Raw genomic sequence first — 20,348 nt, 5'->3', positions numbered from 1 at the left:
TCAATGAGTTTGCCAGAGTTCTGGTTCGCGCTCGTCGGCTTCTTGTTCCTCGGATACTTCATCCTCGAGGGATTCGACTTCGGCGTCGGTATGCTGATGCCATTCCTCGGTCGTGCGAAGCACGGCGTATCCGGTGACACCCGTCGTCGGGCGATGCTCAACACCATCGGCCCGGTCTGGGATGGCAACGAGGTATGGCTGATCACCGGCGGTGGCGCACTCTTCGCGGCGTTCCCCGCCTGGTACGCAACGATGTTCAGTACCTTCTACATACCGCTGTTCCTCATCCTCGTCGGTTTGATCGTCCGCGTTGTGTCGATCGAGTGGCGCGGAAAGATCGACGATCCGCGTTGGCGCTGGTGGGCCGACTTCGGGATCGGCATGGGCTCGTGGCTGCCCGCGGTCCTGTGGGGTGTCGCGTTCGCGAACCTGGTGCGGGGCCTGCCGATCGACGGCGAAGAACAGTTCACCGGCAATTTCCTCGATCTGCTCTCGCCGTACGCCCTGCTCGGTGGTGTCGCCACGGCGATGCTGTTCGCAACCCACGGCGCAGTGTTCCTCGCACTCAAGACATCAGATGAGTTGCAACATGATTCGATGAAGGCGGCTTTGTGGATCGCGGTGCCGACGACCGTCGTCGCCGCGGTGTGGGGTCTGTGGACCCAGATCGAATACGGCAAGGGATGGACGTGGATCGCACTGGCCGTCGCTGCCGTGGCGATCATCTCGGCAACAGCCTTGGCGTTCGCACGCCGGGAGGGGTGGGCCTTCGTCGCGACAACGGTCGCCATCACGGGCGTGGTGGTCCTCATCCTGGGATCGATGTTCCCGAACGTGATCCCTTCGACCACCGATCCGGCGTTCGACATGACCATCGCGGGCAGTGCGTCGAGCCACTACACGTTGGTGGTGATCACCTGGGCCGCAGCGATCATGACCCCGATCGTGATGTGCTACCAGGCCTGGACGTACTGGGTATTCCGGCAACGTACATCGACCAGCCACATCCCGCCGTCGATCGGACTTCCCCTACGCGAACGCAAGGTGGCCGAGAAGTCGCGATGACGGTGAAACCTGCCGGCCGCCGCTCCGTTGCGGTTCCGGCGAAAGAGACACTGCAACGGTCTGGGCCGCCCATCGACCCGCGTCTGCTCCGGTATTCGCGCACGTCTCGGCGCTACCTCGCGCTCACCGTCGTCATGGCGGTCGTTCAGGTGGGCGCCGTGATCGTCACGGCCACGATGGTGGCCTCCATCCTGTCGGAATTGATCGTTTCCCCCGCGCTGCGGAGTCTGGATGCGCAAGCCTGGCATCTGGCCGTCTTGGCCGCAGCGATCGGAGTCCGGGTGGCGGCGGTCTACCTCCACGATCGATACGCTCATCGCGCCAGCTCCAGGGTGATCGCGGAATTGCGGAACGCCGCACTGATTGCGGTGTCGGACCCCGCTCGAACGTCCCCGAGGGAGCTCCTGCGAGGACGGGACCGGTTGGCGACGACCCTCACGCGGGGACTGGAAGCAGTCGGACCGTATCTGACCGGATACGTTCCGGCGCTGGTCCTCTCGGTGGTGGTGATCCCGGTCCTCGTGGTCGTGATGGCGTGGGCAGATCTGACGTCCGCAGTCATCGTGGTGATCACGTTGCCGCTCATTCCGGTCTTCATGATCCTCATCGGGCTGATGACGCGAGAGCGCACCACCGATCGGCTCGATGCGATGAGCCGATTGTCTTCGCAACTGCTCGATCTCATCGCAGGCATCCCGACTCTGCGAGCGCTCGGTCGCGAGCGTGATCCCGCAGCGCGGGTTCGAGAACTCGGTCAGGCACATCGAAAGAGCACGATGGCAGCCCTGCGCGTGGCCTTCCTGTCCGGTGCAGTCCTCGAGTTCCTCGCGACCCTCAGCGTTGCCCTCGTGGCGGTGAGCATCGGTCTTCGGCTGGTCTTCGGCGAGATGGGGCTGTACGGCGCGGTACTCGCGCTGATCCTGGCTCCCGAGGTCTATCTCCCCTTACGCTCGGCGGGAGCCCAATTCCACAACTCGGAGGCCGGGGTCGCCAGCGCCCGAGAGGTGTTCGCGATCATCGAAGACGAGAGGACCCGCACGGCACCCGCGACCCGTTCGGTGGCGGTCGCCGGTGCTTCCATCGCCGTCGTGGGGCTCGGGGTGCATGGCCGTGACGGCTGGGCCCCGCACGATCTGACCGCAACCATCGCCGCCGGTCGGATGACAGTACTGACAGGACCCAACGGGAGCGGGAAGTCAACGTTGCTCGCGGCGATACTCGGGCTCCAGACCCCTGACGAGGGGTCGATTCTCATCGGTTCGGTGCCCGTCGCCGAACTCGATCGGCAGGCGCTGTGGGAGCAGGTCGCGTGGCTTCCCCAGCACCCTGTCCTGGTGCCGGGCACCGTCGCCCAGAACTTCGAATTGCTCGGTCCGGTCGGTGACACCGAGCGTGAGAAAGCTTGTCGGGTCAGTGGCTTCGACAAGGTGCTCGAAGATCTGGGGGAAGGCTGGCACACCTTGCTGGGCAGCGGCGGCGTGGGGCTGTCGGCGGGGCAGCGGCAACGACTCGCCTTGGCGCGGGTCCTGTCGTCGCCGGCTCCTCTGCTGCTGCTCGACGAGCCGACCACCCATCTCGATCCCGCGTCAGAGACTGCAGTGGCCCGAGCGCTGCAGGCCCGAGCCCGCTCGGGCGACACGGTGGTGGTGGTCGCGCATCGACCGGCGATGATCTCCGTCGGAGATGACATCATCGACATCGCGGGGGCTCGTCATGAATGAGCGACTACGCCGTGACCCACTCTGGCGTGCACTGGATCTGCTCGGACTGCGCGGCAAGCCTGTCGCCAGGTCACTCGGTCTCGGAATCTTGGGAGCAGGTAGCGCGCTGGCTCTCGCCGCGCTGTCCGCCTGGCTCATCACCCGGGCGTGGCAGATGCCGCCTGTGCTGTATCTCTCGGTCGCGGTGACAGCGGTCAGGGCGTTGGGAATCTCCCGTGGCCTGTTCCGTTACCTCGAACGTTTGGCCACGCACGACCTCGCCCTGGACGCGATGTCGGCCGCCCGCCAGCGGCTCTACCTGGCATTGGCCGAAGGCCCTGCCGGCTACTCGGTGAGTCTCCGTCGAGGGGAACTGCTCGCTCGCACAGGTTCTGACGTCGATGAGATCGGCAATGCAGTGATCCGGGCTCTGATCCCGATCGGCGTATCGCTGGTCGTGTCGGGGGCAGCAGTCGCGGTCATGGCCATCGTGTCGTTGTGGGCTGCACTGGCGTTGGCGGTGTGTCTGGTGATCAGCGCAGTATTCGCCCCATGGCTGGCCGCTCGGGGTGCCGCGCGAGCCACCCACGACGGGGCAGCCGCGCAGGAGCGCAGCGCCGAAGCCGTGATGGCGTTGCTCGAGCACGCACCCGAACTCGCTGTCGCCCGGCGACGGCACGACGTGCTGGACGATGCGCGATTGGCGGAACTCGACGTCGAGCGGGCCACTGACCGCGGCGCGGCCCAGGGGGCCTGGGGAACAGCGGCGTTACCGCTGTCCGTGGGTATCTCGGTGATCGTGGCCGCGCTGGTGGGCATCGGACTGGCGAACGACGTGTCTCCGATGACCCTGGGTGTGTTGATCTTGCTGCCGCTGAGCGCCTTCGAGTCGACCGGTGTGATGACTGAAGCCGCACTGCAGTTGCAGCGCAGCAGGGGTGCGGCCCGGCGGATCATGGCCATGATCGATCGGTCGGACGATTATCGCGCGGTGGAGCGGCGGACCTCGCCGAATCTCGGCGCAGGCGAGATCAGGGTCCGTGGATTGCGCTGGGGATGGCCAGGGGGAGCCGTATTCGGCGGTGACAGCGGCCTCGATCTTGACGTCGCGCCCGGGACACGCATCGCCGTGGTCGGGCCCAGCGGGTGCGGCAAATCGACCCTGCTCCTGACGCTTGCGGGTCTGCTGGATCCGGTGTCGGGCAGCGTAGTACAGCCTGAGAGCGATGAACCGGTGGTGCGGTATTTCGCCGAGGACGGGCACATCTTCGTGACCAGCGTGCGGGAGAACCTCCTCGTAGCGCGGGGCGATGCCACCGAGGATGAACTGGCTCGCGCGACCGAGAGGGTCGGCTTGGGAGCGTGGATCCGCGGCCTGCCTGACGGCCTCGACACCCAGCTCGACGCGGGGGCCGAATCAATCAGTGGTGGCCAGCGCCGTCGGCTCTTGCTTGCCAGAGCGTTGATCAATCCTGCTCCGATAGTCCTGGTGGACGAACCCGCAGAGAACCTGGACCGCGACGACGCCGCGGTCATGCAGACCGAGCTACTGGACGTGGAGGGTGATCTTCTCGAACCGGAGCGCGCATTGGTGATGGTGACGCACCAACTACCCCGCGAGCATCGGGCTGACCTGGTCGTCGATCTGGCTGAATGTTCGCTCGGAGAAAAAGCTGTTGCCGACTCCGGAAACCGGGAGTAGCTTCGTCGGTACACGAGGAAGGAGGTGGTCTGAAATTGATTTCTAGGACACGTGAGGTGACCACCAGCTAACCGGCCGTTCTGTGGAATGTTCTGTGCCTCAGGCGGTATGGAGCTAATCCACGGTGGTCACCGGACCCCGCACCTCGACCTCGTCCAAGGTCGGATAACCCGCTCCCTGCGGGTGGTGCGGGGTCTGTTCTCGTTTTGATGCACCCTCCTTGGGCGAACTATTGTCGACGGACGCGTCCGACTCTCACGCCCGGCGGTCGGAGGCCTCGCGCGCTGCGACGATCTGGTGGCCGTTCGACTCGGACCACACCCGCAGGCCGTCGACCGGACCCATCAGCGACTCTCCGAGATCGGTCAGCTCGTACTCGACCCGGGGCGGGATCTCGGCATAGATCGTGCGGAGCACCAGTCCGTCGTGCTCGAGCCCACGCAGCGTCTGCGTCAGCACCTTGGGCGTCACCACGCCGATCTTTTCTCGCAATGCGGTGAATCGGACCGGCCCGGATCGCAGGGCGATGAGCACCAGCAATGTCCACCGTTCACCGAGTCGTTCCACGACCATGCGGCTTGGGCAGTTCGGCTTCAGTACGTCGGCCTGGACGCTTTCCATGAGGTAAGTATGGCACGTTGAAGTCACCGGTATCTGGCGGATACTGTCCTGATCACGGGCTAGATTTCACCTAAGGAGGGTTTCGACATGACGATTTTGCTGACCGGGGCAACCGGCTACATCGGGGGAGCGGTCCTCGAATTGTTGATCAGCCAGGGCACGCAGGTGACCGCGGTGGTGCGGTCCGAGACCGCGGCTGACAAGGTACGGGCGAAGGGAGCCGAAGCAGCAATCGTCGACCTGTCAGACGTGGCTGCGCTGGGTCGGCTACTCGCCGCCGTCGACGGCGCAATTCACACGGCCAGTCCCGGTGATACCACCAGCGCGGCGTTCGATACTGCAGTGATCGATGCTGTGCTCGCCGAGTTCGGCGGGACCGAGAAGCACTACGTGCACACCAGTGGGGTGTGGATCTGGGGTTCGCAGTCGCGGATTGTGGAGAACTCGCCTCTCGATCCGCCGGCCATCGTCGCCTGGCGCTTGGAACAGGAGCAGCGACTACTCGAATCCACGGTGGCGGCAACGATCGTGGCTCCCGGCATCGTGTACGGCGAGGGCGGTGGCATCGCGAACATCATCCTCGATGCCCCTGGCGCGGGAACGGACGCGGTCACGCTCATCGGTGACGGTGCGCAGTGCTGGGGAACGGTACACGTGCGTGATCTCGCGAAACTGTATGTGCTTGCACTGGAGTCGAATCCAGGTGGTCGATTGATCGGCGCGAGCGGGTCGGTGGCTGTTGCGGACCTCTACGGTGCCGCACATCCAGGTGCGAAGCTGATGGCCGAAGACCCTGAGGCCACTCGTTCACGTTTGGGTGCGCAGTTCGCTGATGCGCTCCTGCTCGATCAGGTGGTCAGTGAGCAGGTGCGTTCACGGGATCTCGGCTGGCGGCCGACGGAGGCGTCGTTGCAGGACGAGCTGGCGGCAGGCTATCGAACTGCGGGTCAGCCGGCGTAGCGACGCAGTTTGGCTGACGCGCGGGGCACCAGGTCGCCGTCGGCGTCGACACGTTCTTCGACGTAGGCGAGGTCCCCGTCTTCGACGAGGCCGTAGAGCCGCTTGGCTCCGCCGGCCTTGACGCCCGAGGCGGCTTTGATCACGACGTCGGTGGCGAGTTCCCACGACGTCTGGTTGAGGGGGGTGCCGTAGAAGATCTCGACCCAACCTTCGGCGTGCGTGAGAAGAAGTTCGATGGTGTCGTCTTCGCCGATCCGCCAGAAGCCGGATTCTCGGGCGTCCGGGCCGACGAAGTTCGCGTCCTCGTCGATGGTCCAGCTTCGGGCTTCCCAGTTCAGGTAGTTCTGCCCGTCATGGCTGATGACGAGCTGTTGCCCGAAGTGATAATCGCCGGTCTCGGGGTGGTTTCCCTCGCCTTCGCCGCGCCAGACACCCACCATGGGGAGCAACGCGAGCAGCCCCGGGTGCAGGTCGGGACCCTGCCGGAGGTTCGCGGTGTCGTCGGGTAACGGCAGGTCAGGCAGCGCCGGAACGTTCCGCGCACCCGTTTCCTGTGCCCGGATCTCCGCCTGGTTGACCGCCTCGTTGCCGGAACGGGTCACGATTCGTCAGTGACCAGCCGATAGAGGACGTACACGCCGAACCAGGCGATCAAGATACTCGCCAGAACCAAGAGAGCTTCGAAGAAGATGACCACTTAGGCATTCTAACTCGCGCCGCCTGCTCGGTGCGTGTGGGGATTACCTCACTTCAGACAGGCTGATCGGTTACGTCAGGGCGCCTGATCGAGGACGGACTGGGGGAGTCGACAGGGAGTGTCGCCGCTCAGTCCGGTTGCTTTGATGGATCCGAACCGGATGCTGAAGCCACCCGCCGTGATGAGGGTGTCGTGCACTGTCGATTCATCGTGCAGCGCCCCGGTCTTCACCGTTCCGAGCGTCGAGGCGTGATCGACGACGATCTGGAACGCTCGATCCCAATCGTCCGGTGCCACAGGTAGGTCCGCGAGGCGAGTCGCGGACTGCCCTCTGAACGCGTTGTCGGAGTAGCCGGGGCAGGTGGTCGTAGTGAAGTCGCGGTTCCAGCTGAACTGGAGATAGGGGAACGCTTCAGACAGCACGTTGCTGGTTTCGATGAGAAATGTATTGAGCTGTTGAGCGGCTTCTTCGAACGAGGGTTGAGCACGGAGGTGCCGGTCGTTGCGGGCGAGATCTTCAGCTGACAATTGCTCTCCTTCGGAGTCGTTGGAGCTCTCGTACACCTTGCCGAGTGCAAAGAGGCCGATCACAAGAATGGCTGCGATGACTGCGAGTACGGCGCAGATCATCAGTAATGGTCGGAGCCATCGTTTGGGTGTTTTCGATGGCCCGGTCACTTTGGTTCTTCGATCTCGAGGCCTGAGTCGGTGAGCACAGACGCCAAGTTGTAGCCGGCCATCCGGAGCCACTCGTTGTTGTCGGGGCCTTTGACCGATCGTGGATAGTCCGCGTGGCCGCTCCCGCCCTCACGGGCAATGCCGGTGCGGTCGACGCCTTCATCAGCCGACAACTGCATGAGGTCCCCGGTTCGGGTGGGGTCGCCGCCATAGGTTCCAAAGTCTGCAATGCGGTCACCCTCGTTCTCGATCACGAATGCATCCCCCTCGTCCAGACCCAACGTGCGGGCGTTGACAGTGGACACTGTTCCGGCATCACCCAGACCCGGCGAACCGTAGAACACTGCATCGTCCACGCCGGCACCATGCGATTCCTGGAGCGCGTGAGATGTGACAACTGAGCCGTACGAGTGACCCAACGCCGTGATGTGGGGATCAGACGTCTCAGACGCGGCGTCGACCCCCCTGTAGAAGTTCGCAAGATCGGTTGCGGCGTCGTCAGCCTTCGAGTCGGAAGCAACGTCGATTCCACCTCTGGCGGTGTCGAGGTTGCCGGGCCCGGTCGAATTGGGGGTGTCATATCCGATCCAGGCAATTGTGGCCACCGTTTGGTTTTCTTCTCCGACGAAGTCCAGCTGTCGTAGTGCCTCTTTCTGAAGGTTCGATGCCTCGGTGACCATTCCTTCTAAGCTGCCGTTAACATTTGTGCCGAAGCCCGGTGTGGTCACAGAGACATGGTCGGCGGTATCGGGATCGCCGACAGCCACAGCCGCATGGCCGCGCTCGCCGCTGGTCATGTCGAGGAGCATCAATTTCAAATCTCGAGGTCGGTCGGGCGTGCTCTGGTCATCGTCGGGTACGAGTCTCCCAAGCTCTGCCGCAACCGCATCCAGATCCTTCAGTTTTTCTTCCACATACCAGAGTGCTGCGTCCTCATTCGTGAACGCGCCGCCGAAGTGATTGTCGTCAATGTTGTCCTGCAAACGTTTACGTTCCGCTTCGAGTCGGGCCCTCTCGACTGGGATCATCGCTCGGTTGGCCTTGTCGCGAACTGCGGCCGGAATGCCGTCGACGTTGCCGACCCATCCAGGATGTTGGGAGAGGACGTAGTTTTGCTGCTCAGGCGACAGCGCATCCCAGTACTCTTTGGCCTCCAGCGGCGTCAGCTGTGGTGCCGGCGGATCTGTTGTGAGACTTCCCTGTTCGCGACCAGTCCTCTTGATGTCCTCGGTGGACGTGGCGTCACCGGCGGTTATCTCGCCCGATGCAGCCTTTCGCAGCACGGCAGTTGCGTCGGAATCGACGTCGGCGGCCTGCGTCATCAAGGCGCGCGCGGCTGTCTCGATCTGCAACTCCGCGCGCTTCAATCTTTCGATCTCGTCGGCTTCTTTGCCGTCTGTGCTGTAGGTGACCTGCCCGTCGTCGTGCAGCATCATCTGGTTCGACGCGGCATCGCTCTCGAGCTTCTTCAACTCGGCCTGCAAATGCTCTACTGCGACTTCTGTCTGTCGCGCGAGTTCCTGCACGGCGCTGACCGTCGCAATTTCGTCGGAGAGGTCATCGGCGGTGATGGTGAACTTTTGCCTCGCCGCGTGAACTGATTCGCCCTGCCAGCCCGGCAACTGTCCGATCGACTGCAGCTTTGATTTGACGTCCGTGAGCGCGTCCCCTCGACTCGACAGCGTCGTGTGCAACGTGGACAGTCCCGCGACGTCCCACGCACGAATATCCCCCAGGTCCAATTCGCCCCCTCGAACGACCAAGCCACGACACTCGGTGTGGCGAGCAATAGCCTAGGGTATTGCTCGGGGAGTCAAGCGAGGGGGAGCTGTGTCAGAAGATCTGCGCGTGTCAATCGAAGATGTCATAACCGCGGCGACGATGACAGTGCAGGCTGGGTTGCTGGCCGACGACGAGCTGTCCGCGGGCGAGACAAAAATCAATACTGGCGGTGCAGACTCGTTCCGCGGGACTGCAAACGGGGCGCTGGGGGAGTTCACCACCTACCTGAGCAAACGGCGACAATCCTTGGGCTTGGCGGTGGATGACATCGTGCAGGGCCTGCGGGGAGCCGCGATCGCATTGGACACCACGGATCGCAACGCGGCCGACCAGCTTCAGCAGGTCGCGAAACACGCTTCCGCACAAAGAAGCTCGGTTCTGGACCTCTAGCGCACAAGTATCACCAGATTCGGCCCCCTGCGTGGGCGTCGAGGGACATATGCCCTCGAGTGGTCCAGGCGGGGCCGAATGTGGTGGCCATAGCGTCTGTCACACAACAAAACCCGGCCCACCTCCGAAAGATGGACCGGGTTCTGCGGTGGGTTCTTACTTGCTGACGACCACGTCGTGCTCGTGGACCCCGGCACCATCTGGGTGCACGGTGACGTCGCCGTTGCCGGTCGACGACAACGCACGCAGCGTCCAGGTGCCCGGAGCGGCGAAGAAGCGGAAGTCGCCCGTACCGCTGGCGACAACCTCGGCGGTGAACTCGCCGGTCTTGTCGAGCAGCCGCACGAACGCGCCGGCCACCGGGTTGCCGTCGGTGTCGAGCACCTGACCGGTCAACACGGTCTCTTTCTCGGTATCAACACCGGCGGGCAGTTTCTGACCCTGTTTAGGCGCAGCACACATATTTTCTACTCTCCCAGTTCGATCGGGGCGCCGACGAGTGAGCCGTATTCGACCCAGCTGCCGTCGTAGTTCTTGACATTGGTCTTGCCGAGGATCTGGTCGAGGACGAACCAGGTGTGGCTCGAACGCTCGCCGATACGGCAGTATGCGATGGTTTCTTTGCTCTCGTCAAATCCCTTGTCGGCGTAGAGCTTCGTGAGATCTTCGTCCGACTTGAAGGTGCCGTCCTCGTTGGCGGTGGTGCTCCACGGGATATTGATGGCTCCGGGGATGTGGCCCTTCTGCTGGGCCTGCTCCTGCGGGAGGTGTGCCGGGGCGAGGATCTTGCCCGAGAACTCATCTGGGCTACGGACGTCGACGAGGTTCTTGCTGCCGATGGCGTTGATGACCTCGTCGCGGAACGCGCGGATGTCGTTGTTGGGTGCTTCGGCCTTGTAGGTCGCGGCAGGCAGGGTGACCTCGTCCTTCGACAGCGGGCGTCCGTCGAGTTCCCACTTCTTGCGGCCACCGTCGATCAGCTTGACGTCCTTGTGGCCGTACAGCTTGAAGTACCAGTACGCGTAGGCCGCGAACCAGTTGTTGTTGCCGCCGTAGAGCACGACGGTGTCGTCGTTCGACACGCCCTTGGCGGAGAGCAGCTCGGAGAACTGTTCCTGGTTCAGGAAGTCGCGCCGGACGCCGTCCTGGAGATCCTTGCGCCAGTCGAGGCGGATGGCGCCTTCGATGTGGCCACCCTCGTACGCCGATGTGTCCTCATCGACCTCGATGAAGACGGTCTTGTCTGCTTTCAGGTTCTGCTCAGCCCAGTCGGCGCTGACCAGGACATCGGAGCGAGCCATGGTTTTCCTTTCGTAGGGGGATGCGGCAGTGAGAGACCGCGATGAAAATACAGCTGTGGGACTTGCTCGGGCGCACAGTGATCACCTGGAACGAAAAAGATGCAGCCAGGGGCACGCCGGATGCGGCCGCAGAAGAACTGCGAAACCCGCCGTTACCGGCTCAGACAGCAACAGTTGGCGATACGACAGAAGTCGATCGCCCGGCGACGTGTGAGCATCAGCTCACGGCCCAGTTGCATGGCAGTCAGACTACCGCAGTGAAATCGGACTCCATCACGACCCTGGCAGGAAGTCCCGCGCGGTCACCACGAGTGGCCTCGGCTCGCCATCGAGGACCACATCACTGCCCTGACTGGCGGCGGAGACGGCACGCAGCGACCACGGCAGGGGCAGCACGGGCAGCGTCTGACTGAACTGCGCCAGCACGAAGGGGAGGTCGGCGTCGGCGACGTCGCTTTCCACGTGATCGGCCGAACCGGAATACAGAGACGTGGCGTCGATACGTAGCGCACCGTCGCGTACCGACAGATCGGCGGATACGCTCACCTTTTCGCGTTCTGGGGCATCGGTGTGACCGGTATTACCCGGCTTCGGCAAATTGACCGTGCCGGTCAGAACAAGGCCCCGATCAGACGACAGGATGCCATCGCCAGGACCGCCGCCGCCTGCCTTGTTCTCGGGCGCCGGCGTCGTCACGGTGAGATCCTCGATGCCGAGGAACCGGCCGAGGTTCACCGAATCGATCTTCAGGGAGCCGGTGACCTGGTCCACGCGCAGCTGGGTCGATTCGGTGATGACCCAGTCACCCCCGACCCGGTGGACGCCCGAGAGTCGTGAACGAAGGTCACCACGTCTGCCGTTGCCCAGGTCAGTGCCCCTTGCGGTGATGCCGATCTGCTCGTAGTCGTCGCCGGCCGCCTGTGCGATGAACGGGAATCCGGTGATCGTCACCTCGGGGTCGAAGTCCAGATCGGACGCTGCCTGCAGGGCGCGTGAATACCGGTATTCTGCGTAGGCCGCGACCGAGAAGTCGGTAACAGTCGCGACGCAGAGGACGATGAGCACCCCGGCGAGCAGTTTGCGCACCCGATCCCCTCTACACACGAACTTTGCTCGCTCGGCAACGGCGCCGGCGGACCCTGGACAGGCCCCCGAGAGGACTTGTTAACGGGTACTGACTGAAATGACGCTATTCTGTCATCTATCTCGCACACGCCCGTAAGGCAGCGTACATATACGAATAATCGAGATCGGAGTGGTTTGTGGATCTCTTGTTGTTGACAGCCGATCCCACCCCTGAAGCCGTACTGCCGTCGTTGTCGCTGCTGGCTCATACCGTCCGTGTGGCACCCACTGAGGTGTCGTCGCTGATGGAGGCCGGAAATGCGGATGTGGCCATCGTCGATGCGCGGTCGGACCTCGCCGCCGCGCGTGGGCTGTGCCGGCTCCTGGGGAGCACGGGTTCGTCGGTGCCTGTCGTTGCGGTACTCACAGAAGGTGGCCTGGTGGCCGTCAACTCGGAATGGGGCCTGGACGACTTCCTGCTACCCGCTACCGGTCCGGCCGAACTGGACGCGCGACTGCGGCTGCTCGTCGTTCGCAGCCGTGGCGTCACGGCAGAAGAAGCCAGTGGCAAGGTCACCCTCGGCGACCTCGTGATCGATGAGGGGACCTACACGGCGCGGCTGCGAGGCCGCCCGCTGGACCTGACCTACAAGGAGTTCGAACTCCTGAAGTACCTGGCGCAGAATGCGGGCCGGGTGTTCACCCGCGCTCAGCTGTTGCAAGAGGTGTGGGGCTACGACTTCTTCGGTGGCACCCGAACCGTGGATGTCCACGTTCGACGACTACGGGCCAAGCTCGGCAGTGAGTACGAGTCGCTCATCGGCACAGTTCGCAACGTCGGCTACAAGGCGGTCCGTCCGAACCGCGGTGGCCGCGGCGGCAGCTCCGAGCCTCCGGAAGACCCGACCGACGATCCCGATCTCGACGACGTGACAGGCCCCGACGGCATTGATTTTCCCGATCAACAGTTCAGTTCCAGCACCAATGGCAGTTGAGTCGACTCAGCGGGTCCGTGACATCGTCGCCGCGGCAACTCTCGCTGACAAGGTGGCGCCGCTCGGCGAGCAGGCGGTCGCGGCGATCGGGCGGGCCGGAATCTCCGAGTTCACGGTGTCCAGTGGCGACGACGTTGTCGGATACGCCAACGTGCAACCCTCCCGTGACGGTGAACCGGCGATGATCGAACTCGTCGTCGATCCCGCTCATCGCCGGCATGGCCATGGAAAGCGTTTGCTGTCAACGGTTCTCGGTCAGATGAGCGACGACCGGCGGGTATGGGCGCATGGTGACCTGCCCGCGGCAAGGGCACTGGCAGAAGGCATGGGTCTGGCTCCGCTCCGGGAGTTGCTGCAACTGCGGCGTCCGCTGACCGACCCGCTGCCTGATCTCGTGGTGCCTGACGATCTCGTCGTGCGCACCTATCTCGGCCGCGGCGATGACGCCGAGATCCTGCGGGTGAACAACGCCGCGTTCGAGTGGCATCCCGAGCAGGGCGGCTGGAGCGCCGAACAGATCGACGAACGCACTGGTGCCGACTGGTTCGATGCGGCGGGGTTGTTCCTTGCCTTCGACGCCGCAGCCCCCGAGCGTCTACTCGGGTTCCACTGGACGAAGGTGCATCCCGCCGAAGCAGACGCGGCGCCTCTGGGTGAGGTGTACATCGTCGGTGTCGACCCCGCGGCGCAGGGGCGGGGACTGGGCCGAATCCTGACCCTCGCCGGTTTACATCACCTACGTGATCTCGGTCTCGCTGAGGTCGAACTGTACGTCGAAGGCGACAACACAGCGGCGCTGAACACCTACAACAAGCTCGGATTCACCCGCTACGCCATCGATGTGGCGTACGGCTAGGTGTGAACGCCGCAGTTCACCGTGGGTGTGCGTACGCCCGGTGACCTGCAAGTGAACAGTGCATGACCAGGCAGATTTTCACCTGCGCAGAACCGGTGAATTCCGACACCCTGCAATTCATCTTCGGTTAACCATGTGTAGGTAATCCGTCCATGACCGGGCTCTAGCTTTCATCAGGTAGCGCGTAAGGCGCTCGGAAACTGACGTGGCATCCCGAAATCACGAGGTGTCATGAGCAAAGCCCATGGAGGAATCTTCGGTGAGAATCAAGTCAAGTGGCGCCATCGTGTGTGCGGCCGCAGTAACTGCCCTGGTGCTGGCGTCGTGCAGCAGTGAAGAGAGCGGCGGCACGGTGAGCGGTGAAGGATCGACCGCTCAGCAGAAGGCGATGGAGCACTTCCAGACGGTCGTCGCCGACAACGGCGGCATCGTGCTGAACTACACGGGCTCCGGCTCGGGCGACGGCATCAGCAAGTTCCTGAGCAGCGACGTCGACTTCGCCGGTTCTGACTCGCCGCTGAAGGACGAAGAGATCACCGAGGCCGCGACCCGCTGCGGCGGCAACGAGGCGTGGCACATCCCGCTGGTCGCCGGACCGGTCGCGATCGCCTACAACGTTGAGGGCGTCGAAGGACTCGTCCTGAACCCGACCGTCCTGGCCGGCATCTTCGACTCGAAGATCACCACCTGGAACGCACCGGAGATCGCGGCTCTCAACCCCGGCAAGACCCTGCCGTCCATCCCCATCGTGCCGGTCCACCGCAGCGACAGCTCCGGTACCACCGACAACTTCCAGCGCTTCCTGCAGGACACCGCTCCCCAGGCCTGGCCGTACGAGCACGACAAGGCATTCCTCGGACAGGGCGGCTCCGGCGCTGCCAAGTCGACCGGCGTCGGCGACACCGTCAGCAAGACCCCCGGCTCGGTCACCTACGTCGAGTGGGGCTTCGCGGAGGAGAACAACCTCGGCATCGCGCAGATCGACTTCGGCTCCGGTGCAACCGAGCTGAACGGCGAGACCTCCGCCAAGGCCTTGGATGCGGTCACGTTCACCGACCCCAACTCCAAGAACCTGATCGTCGACACCGACGCTCTGTTCGCGCTGAACGAGGCCGGCGCCTACCCGCTGCTGCTGACCCCGTACTCGATCGTCTGCTCCGCAGGCTACGAGGGCGAGGTCTCGCAGACCATCAAGGACTCGTTCACCACGATCCTGAACAACGGCCAGGAGGGGTTGTCGGAGCTGGGCTACACCCCGCTGCCCGACACCTACAAAGCTAAGCTGCAGTCGACCATCGACGCCTTGGCCTGATCGATCAACAGCGACGGGACCTGCCTGCGATGACGAGAAAAGACGGTAGTCGAGAATGACTGAGCTCGACGACACGACGAGGGCGAAAGGGAAGATGAGTTCCTCGACGACTCAAGAAGACACCGCCACCACAGGCGGCCCGACCCAACCGGGCGGTTCGCTCCGTAGTGACAACGGCTCAGCGGTTCGCCTCGGAGACCGGATCTTCCGGACCCTCTCGGTCGGCTCTGGCATTTTCATCTCGGCGATCATCGGCTTGATCGCGCTGTTCCTGATCATCCAGGCAGTCCCGTCGCTGCTCGACAACACGGCGAACTTCTTCACCTACTCGGGCCCATGGGTCACCGAGGGTGACATGAAGTTCGGCATCCCGGGGCTGCTCTACGCAACCCTGCTGGTGTCGTTCATCGCCTTGCTCCTGGCAATGCCGATCGCCCTCGGGATCGCGATCTTCCTCACGGAATACGCACCACGGCGACTGGTCGGTCCGATCTCTTACGTGATCGATCTGCTGGCCGCGGTGCCCTCGATCGTCTACGGACTCTGGGGCATCCTGGTTCTGGGTCCCGCCCTGGTGCCTCTCAACGAGTGGCTGGTCGGCAACCTCGGCTTCCTGCCGTTGTTCCAGGAGCCGAGCCAGGTCGCCAACATGTCGACCGGTGGAACCATGTTGACGGCCGGCATCGTGCTGGCGGTGATGATCCTGCCGATCATCACCTCGGTGACCCGAGAGGTGTTCGTCCAGACCCCCGTAGGCCATCGAGAGGCCGCGTTGGCCCTCGGTGCCACGAAGTTCGAGGTGGTCCGCGTATCGGTCATCCCGTTCGGGTTCTCCGGTTACATCAGCGGGTCGATGCTCGGCCTCGGCCGGGCACTCGGCGAGACGATGGCCCTGCTGCTGATCATCTCGACAGCAGGCCCGATCGACTTCAACCTGATGGAGAGCGGCGAGACCTTCGCCACCAAGATCGCCAACAACGCGGCCGAGTTCGATTCACCGGCCAAGACCGGTGCCTACATCTCCGCCGGACTGACCCTGTTCGTCCTGACGTTCATCGTCAACTCCGCCGCCCGCGCAGTCATCACCGGACGGAAGGCCAAGTGACATGACGACACTCGACGCAAGCACCGCACCGGTCAAACGCACCCCCTCGGGGTTCACCCCGGTCAAGCGGAGCCGAAAGGTCAGCGACAAGGGCGCAGCGGTCCTGGTCACGGCTGCCGTGGTCATCGCGATGATCCCTTTGTTCTGGCTGCTCTGGACCCTGGTGTCCCGCGGCATCGGCGCCATCACCGACCCCGACTGGTGGCAGAAGTCGGAGTTGCGCGGTGGCGCGCTCAACGCGATCATCGGCACCCTGCAGCAGACCGCGATCGCTGCGGTCATCGCGATCCCGATCGGCATCTTTGTCGCCATCTACCTGGTCGAATACGGCAACAACTCGAAACTGCAGAAGATCACGACCTTCATGGTCGACATTCTCTCGGGCGTTCCGTCGATCGTCGCCGCACTGTTCATCTACGCGGTATGGCGCACCACCTTCGATCTTCCGCGATCCGGTTTCGTGGTGTCGCTGGCCCTGGTGCTACTGATGGCGCCGATCGTGGTCCGGTCCACCGAGGAGATGCTGAAGATCGTCCCGCAGGATCTGCGGGAGGCGTCCTATGCACTCGGCGTGCCCAAGTGGAAGACGATCGTGATGATCGTGCTCCCGACAGCGCTCTCGGGCATCATCACCGGTGTCATGCTCGCGATTGCGCGGGTGATGGGTGAATCAGCACCGGTCCTCATCCTCGTCGGTTCGACGAAGGTGTTGAACACGAACCCGTTCGAGGGCAACCAACAGTCGCTGCCACTGATGATGGTGCAGCAGTACAACAACGGTCCCGGCGCCTTCGACACCGTGTGGGGCGCCGCGCTGACCCTCGTGATCCTGGTGGCGATCGTGTACTTCGGCGCCAAAGTCGTCTCGAAGGTCTTCTCGCCCAAGAAGTTCTGAGACCTTCCAAGACCCACAAGCACCCACGGCCGAAGCAAACGAAAGATTCATCTCATGGCAAAACGTCTCGACATCAAAGACCTGAACATCTACTACAGCGCCTTCCACGCCGTGAAGGACGTCAGCCTCGAAGTGCCGCCGCGCTGCATCACGGCGTTCATCGGCCCCTCCGGCTGTGGCAAGTCCACTGTGCTGCGCACCCTGAACCGGATGCACGAGGTCACCCCCGGTGCCCGTGTCGAAGGCAAGGTGCTGCTCGACGGTGAGGACATCTACAACAGGGGAACCGACCCGGTCTCGGTGCGTTCGACCATCGGTATGGTCTTCCAGCGCCCGAACCCGTTCCCGACGATGTCGATCAAGGACAACGTCGTCGCCGGCCTGCGTCTGCAGGGACTGCGGGACAAGAAGCAGCTCGATGAAACCGCCGAGCGCAGCCTGCGCGGCGCGAACCTCTGGGAAGAGGTCAAGGACCGGCTCGACAAGCCCGGCGGCGGCCTCTCCGGTGGTCAGCAGCAGCGCCTGTGCATCGCCCGCGCGATCGCGGTCTCGCCCGAGGTGCTGTTGATGGACGAGCCCTGCTCGGCACTCGACCCGATCTCGACGCTCGCGATCGAAGAACTGATCAACGAGCTCAAGAAAGACTTCACCATCGTCATCGTCACGCACAACATGCAGCAGGCGGCGCGGGTGAGCGACCAGACGGCATTCTTCAACCTCGCGGGTGTCGGCCAGCCGGGACAGCTGATCGAGGTCAGCGACACCGAGACGATGTTCTCCAACCCCGCGCAGAAGGCGACCGAAGACTACATCTCCGGCCGATTTGGTTAAAGAGAGATCTCGCACCATCACCAGGACCGCCAGGGGCTCAGACCCCCTTGGCGGTCTTGGGTGAATTTACTGCAATGATGATCGGGTGACGGCTAAACATCCGGTCAGTGTGCTGCCCGGCCGGGGTGTCGCACTCCGGCGAGGGCCGTCGCTGCTGCTGGTCGACGCCGACCCGATGCGAACCAGCGCCACGCTGACCGAACTCGCGCAGCTGTCCACCGAATCACTGGATGGTGTGGAAGGGTCGCGGCTGCGCGCACTGACGAAGTGGTTGCTCGCCAATGAGGACAGCAGCCCCGACTTCGCAGTCATCTCGACAGACCGGCACGGCGGGCTCGAGGTGTTCGCCTACGGCGCCGCGACGGTGCGGGTCTATGTCACCGAGTTCGCGACCCCCGAGGTCATCCGGGGCGCCGACGCAGGGTTCCTGGTTCAGCGCAGCTATCCCGCCACGATCTTTGCGCTGGCACTGACGATCGATGCCGCCGATCCGCTGGCAGGCGGGCCGATCGGGGCGACAGGTATCGCCCCGTCGGAGATCTTCAGTCTGGAGAAGGGGGCTGCGCCCGGGGCCGGAATGATCTTGTGGCCCTCGGCGTCTCCGTCGACGGACAGTGCTGTGTACACGATCCCCGAACCGAACCCGGTCGCGGCACCGGAACCGACCGCGGGCGATCCGATCCTCGTGGGCTCCGCAGCGGTCCCTGCAGATCCGACCCCACTGGTGCCGCCGATGTTCGCGGTCCGGCTCGACGACGTCCCGCCGCTGGTCGGGTCCGCGCGCACGCCACTGCCGATCGTCGGTGGTCCCCGCGCACCTGCGGCGTTCCGGCAGGGTATCGCCGAACCCACGCTGGTGCCGCCCCGCGATGTCGTCGGCCCGGCGGACGCCGCCTTGTCGTCGGCGCCGACCGATGTCGCGAACCGGCCTGTCAGCGCGGTCAATCCGAAGGTCGCGCTGCGTGATCAGCAGCTGCAGATCAACGGGTTGCTCTGTGCGAACGGACATATCAATGATCCCCGGCTGCCGGTGTGCACCCGGTGCGGCATCCGGATCGATCGCATGACCGGCGCGCTCGTGCAGGGACCGAGGCCGCCGTTGGGGCTGCTGGTGATCGACGACGGAACCACCTTCGTGGTGGCCGGTGACTTGCTGATCGGCCGCGATCCGGAGCCGATGGTGGCCAGCCGCGGTGGGATCGCGAGTGTGGGCATCGGTCCCTTGGATCCCATTCGGATCAACGACACGTCCGGGTCGATGTCGCGAGCCCATTGCGAACTGCGGCTGGTGGATTGGGAGGTCCGGGTCATCGACGCCGGCTCGGTGAACGGGACGTACGTCCGTCTGCCCAGGGCACCCGGGTGGATCACGCTGCGTCGCGGGCAGGAAGCCGTCCTGTACCCGGGTTCCCAACTCAGGGTGGGAAGCAGGTCTCTGCTGTTCGAGTCACCTCACGGGAGGATCAGCGATGTTCGTTGACGGCTCACCGAGCACTGATTCCCGCCGCCTCCCGCCGGCGATCGCGGACTACCGCATCGTCCGCGGTCTAGGCGCGGGCAGCCACGGTCTGTGCTACCTCGCGATTCCGCCGGACCGGCTCGGCCTCGGGGTCGAACATGTTGCGCTGAAGGTCTTCTCGAACCCGTGCGGAGAAGACGCCTTTCATCGCGGGGCGCGGGAGCTACGGACCTTCGCTGCAGTGGACTCGGTCTATCTGGTGAAACTGTACGAGGCGGCGTTGCACGACCTCTTCATGTATTCGATGGTGTATTTCGCAGGTGGCTCGATGGCGACCCCGGCGATGCCGTTGCCGCGGGATCACGCGCTCGCGGTGCTGGAGTGTGCGGCGCGGGGAGCGCACGACATGCACGAAGCCGGTCTGGTGCACGGAGACATCAAGCCCGCCAACGTGATGATCGCCGGGGCGAACTCGGGCGGCCCGGCCGGGGACAATCCGCCGGGAGCGCTCTCTGGGCTCGGGCTGGCCAGGGTGATCACGGCAGCGACGGCGGTCAGCGGCATCGGTTCGTCCGCCACCCTCGAGTTCGCCGATCCTGACACCCTGGTCGGTCAGACGCCTTCTCGGGCAACGGATCTGTGGGCGCTCGGTGCCACCATCCACCGCGCGCTGACCGGCGAGGGACTCTACGGAGAGCTGCCGGACATGCAGCCACTGGTGGCGATCCGCACGGTGCAGTCGACCAAACCGAAACTCAGCGAGTCGCTGTCGCCGGCCGAGCGGGACCTGATCTCCGAATGCCTTGCGCCACATAGCGATCGATTCCGTACCGCTGCCGAGCTCGCCGATCGGCTCGGCTCGCTGCGGACTGCGCAGCGCTGAGAACCGCAGCTGCACAACGCAAAAGCACACGCTCCGGTCACAAGCACATGC

General features: G+C 64.1%; 20 protein-coding genes. 13 read left to right on the top strand and 7 right to left on the bottom strand.

Annotation, left to right across the window (positions count from 1 at the left end):
• The first annotated feature begins 3 nt into the window (after positions 1-3).
• The 3 genes from cydB to cydC are packed head-to-tail and all read left to right on the top strand — an operon-like array spanning position 4 to position 4,467.
• Positions 4-1,065, top strand: coding sequence for a cytochrome d ubiquinol oxidase subunit II (gene cydB / locus DFR67_RS18580; protein ID WP_110470992.1), 1,062 nt, complete (start codon positions 4-6; stop codon positions 1,063-1,065).
• A complete protein-coding gene (cydD, locus tag DFR67_RS18575; RefSeq protein ID WP_211325101.1) occupies positions 1,062-2,786 on the top strand; it encodes a thiol reductant ABC exporter subunit CydD in 1,725 nt (574 codons plus the stop codon). Before cydB ends, cydD begins: the two co-directional genes overlap by 4 nt.
• Complete coding sequence (cydC, locus tag DFR67_RS18570) at positions 2,749-4,467, top strand: thiol reductant ABC exporter subunit CydC (RefSeq protein ID WP_245938040.1); 1,719 nt, start codon at positions 2,749-2,751, stop codon at positions 4,465-4,467. Before cydD ends, cydC begins: the two co-directional genes overlap by 38 nt.
• A 255-nt stretch (positions 4,468-4,722) precedes the next feature.
• On the opposite strand, the gene DFR67_RS18565 is transcribed toward cydC, so the two are convergent.
• Positions 4,723-5,088 (bottom strand): winged helix-turn-helix transcriptional regulator, encoded by a 366-nt coding sequence (locus DFR67_RS18565; RefSeq protein WP_110470990.1) that lies wholly within the window; start codon positions 5,086-5,088, stop codon positions 4,723-4,725.
• 87 nt (positions 5,089-5,175) lie between these two features.
• On the opposite strand from DFR67_RS18565, the gene DFR67_RS18560 reads away from it, so the two are divergent.
• Positions 5,176-6,048: an NAD-dependent epimerase/dehydratase family protein gene (locus DFR67_RS18560; RefSeq protein WP_110470989.1), complete on the top strand. Its 873-nt coding sequence runs from the start codon at positions 5,176-5,178 to the stop codon at positions 6,046-6,048.
• Here the strand turns inward: DFR67_RS18560 and DFR67_RS18555 are convergent.
• The 3 genes from DFR67_RS18555 to DFR67_RS18545 all read right to left on the bottom strand — a co-directional run bounded on the left by DFR67_RS18555 (position 6,036) and on the right by DFR67_RS18545 (position 9,186).
• Positions 6,036-6,650, bottom strand: coding sequence for a heme-binding beta-barrel domain-containing protein (locus DFR67_RS18555; RefSeq protein ID WP_110470988.1), 615 nt, complete (start codon positions 6,648-6,650; stop codon positions 6,036-6,038). The two genes, DFR67_RS18560 and DFR67_RS18555, sit on opposite strands and share 13 nt — an antisense overlap.
• Before the next feature lie 170 nt (positions 6,651-6,820).
• Positions 6,821-7,375, bottom strand: a complete 555-nt coding sequence (locus DFR67_RS18550) for an LppA family lipoprotein (RefSeq protein WP_084837539.1) — start codon at positions 7,373-7,375, stop codon at positions 6,821-6,823.
• Positions 7,376-7,419: 44 nt separating this feature from the next.
• A complete protein-coding gene (locus tag DFR67_RS18545; RefSeq protein ID WP_146240474.1) occupies positions 7,420-9,186 on the bottom strand; it encodes an alpha/beta hydrolase in 1,767 nt (588 codons plus the stop codon).
• Between the two features lie 67 nt (positions 9,187-9,253).
• Here DFR67_RS18545 and DFR67_RS18540 point away from each other — a divergent pair, with 67 nt between their 5' ends.
• Positions 9,254-9,595, top strand: a complete 342-nt coding sequence (locus tag DFR67_RS18540; protein ID WP_110470986.1) for a hypothetical protein — start codon at positions 9,254-9,256, stop codon at positions 9,593-9,595.
• Between the two features lie 156 nt (positions 9,596-9,751).
• Here the strand turns inward: DFR67_RS18540 and DFR67_RS18535 are convergent, their stop codons facing one another.
• From DFR67_RS18535 to DFR67_RS18525, 3 genes are all read right to left on the bottom strand, one after another.
• Positions 9,752-10,057, bottom strand: a complete 306-nt coding sequence (locus DFR67_RS18535) for a DUF1416 domain-containing protein (protein WP_084837542.1) — start codon at positions 10,055-10,057, stop codon at positions 9,752-9,754.
• 5 nt (positions 10,058-10,062) lie between these two features.
• The gene (locus DFR67_RS18530; RefSeq protein WP_110470985.1) at positions 10,063-10,896 is read right to left on the bottom strand and encodes a sulfurtransferase; all 834 of its coding nucleotides are present in this window, start codon (positions 10,894-10,896) and stop codon (positions 10,063-10,065) included.
• A gap of 273 nt (positions 10,897-11,169) precedes the next feature.
• Complete coding sequence (locus DFR67_RS18525; protein ID WP_158539987.1) at positions 11,170-11,982, bottom strand: LmeA family phospholipid-binding protein; 813 nt, start codon at positions 11,980-11,982, stop codon at positions 11,170-11,172.
• Positions 11,983-12,158: 176 nt separating this feature from the next.
• Here DFR67_RS18525 and DFR67_RS18520 point away from each other — a divergent pair, with 176 nt between their 5' ends.
• From DFR67_RS18520 to DFR67_RS18485, 8 genes are all read left to right on the top strand, one after another.
• A complete protein-coding gene (locus tag DFR67_RS18520; protein ID WP_110470983.1) occupies positions 12,159-12,956 on the top strand; it encodes a winged helix-turn-helix transcriptional regulator in 798 nt (265 codons plus the stop codon).
• A complete protein-coding gene (gene mshD, locus DFR67_RS18515; protein WP_110470982.1) occupies positions 12,946-13,812 on the top strand; it encodes a mycothiol synthase in 867 nt (288 codons plus the stop codon). The genes DFR67_RS18520 and mshD overlap by 11 nt, the downstream gene beginning before the upstream one ends.
• A gap of 259 nt (positions 13,813-14,071) precedes the next feature.
• Positions 14,072-15,124, top strand: coding sequence for a phosphate ABC transporter substrate-binding protein PstS (pstS, locus tag DFR67_RS18510; protein ID WP_110471171.1), 1,053 nt, complete (start codon positions 14,072-14,074; stop codon positions 15,122-15,124).
• 94 nt (positions 15,125-15,218) lie between these two features.
• The gene (gene pstC, locus DFR67_RS18505; protein ID WP_110471170.1) at positions 15,219-16,229 is read left to right on the top strand and encodes a phosphate ABC transporter permease subunit PstC; all 1,011 of its coding nucleotides are present in this window, start codon (positions 15,219-15,221) and stop codon (positions 16,227-16,229) included.
• Between the two features lies 1 nt (position 16,230).
• Positions 16,231-17,124, top strand: a complete 894-nt coding sequence (gene pstA / locus DFR67_RS18500; protein ID WP_110470981.1) for a phosphate ABC transporter permease PstA — start codon at positions 16,231-16,233, stop codon at positions 17,122-17,124.
• Positions 17,125-17,178: 54 nt separating this feature from the next.
• Complete coding sequence (pstB, locus tag DFR67_RS18495) at positions 17,179-17,955, top strand: phosphate ABC transporter ATP-binding protein PstB (protein ID WP_110470980.1); 777 nt, start codon at positions 17,179-17,181, stop codon at positions 17,953-17,955.
• Between the two features lie 85 nt (positions 17,956-18,040).
• Positions 18,041-19,435, top strand: coding sequence for an FHA domain-containing protein (locus DFR67_RS18490; RefSeq protein ID WP_146240473.1), 1,395 nt, complete (start codon positions 18,041-18,043; stop codon positions 19,433-19,435).
• Positions 19,425-20,297: a protein kinase domain-containing protein gene (locus DFR67_RS18485; RefSeq protein ID WP_110470978.1), complete on the top strand. Its 873-nt coding sequence runs from the start codon at positions 19,425-19,427 to the stop codon at positions 20,295-20,297. The genes DFR67_RS18490 and DFR67_RS18485 overlap by 11 nt, the downstream gene beginning before the upstream one ends.
• Positions 20,298-20,348 lie beyond the last annotated feature (51 nt).

The organism is Williamsia limnetica (assembly GCF_003217475.1).
GTDB classification, from domain to species: domain Bacteria; phylum Actinomycetota; class Actinomycetes; order Mycobacteriales; family Mycobacteriaceae; genus Williamsia; species Williamsia limnetica.
This window is presented reverse-complemented; position numbering and strand designations above follow the sequence as displayed.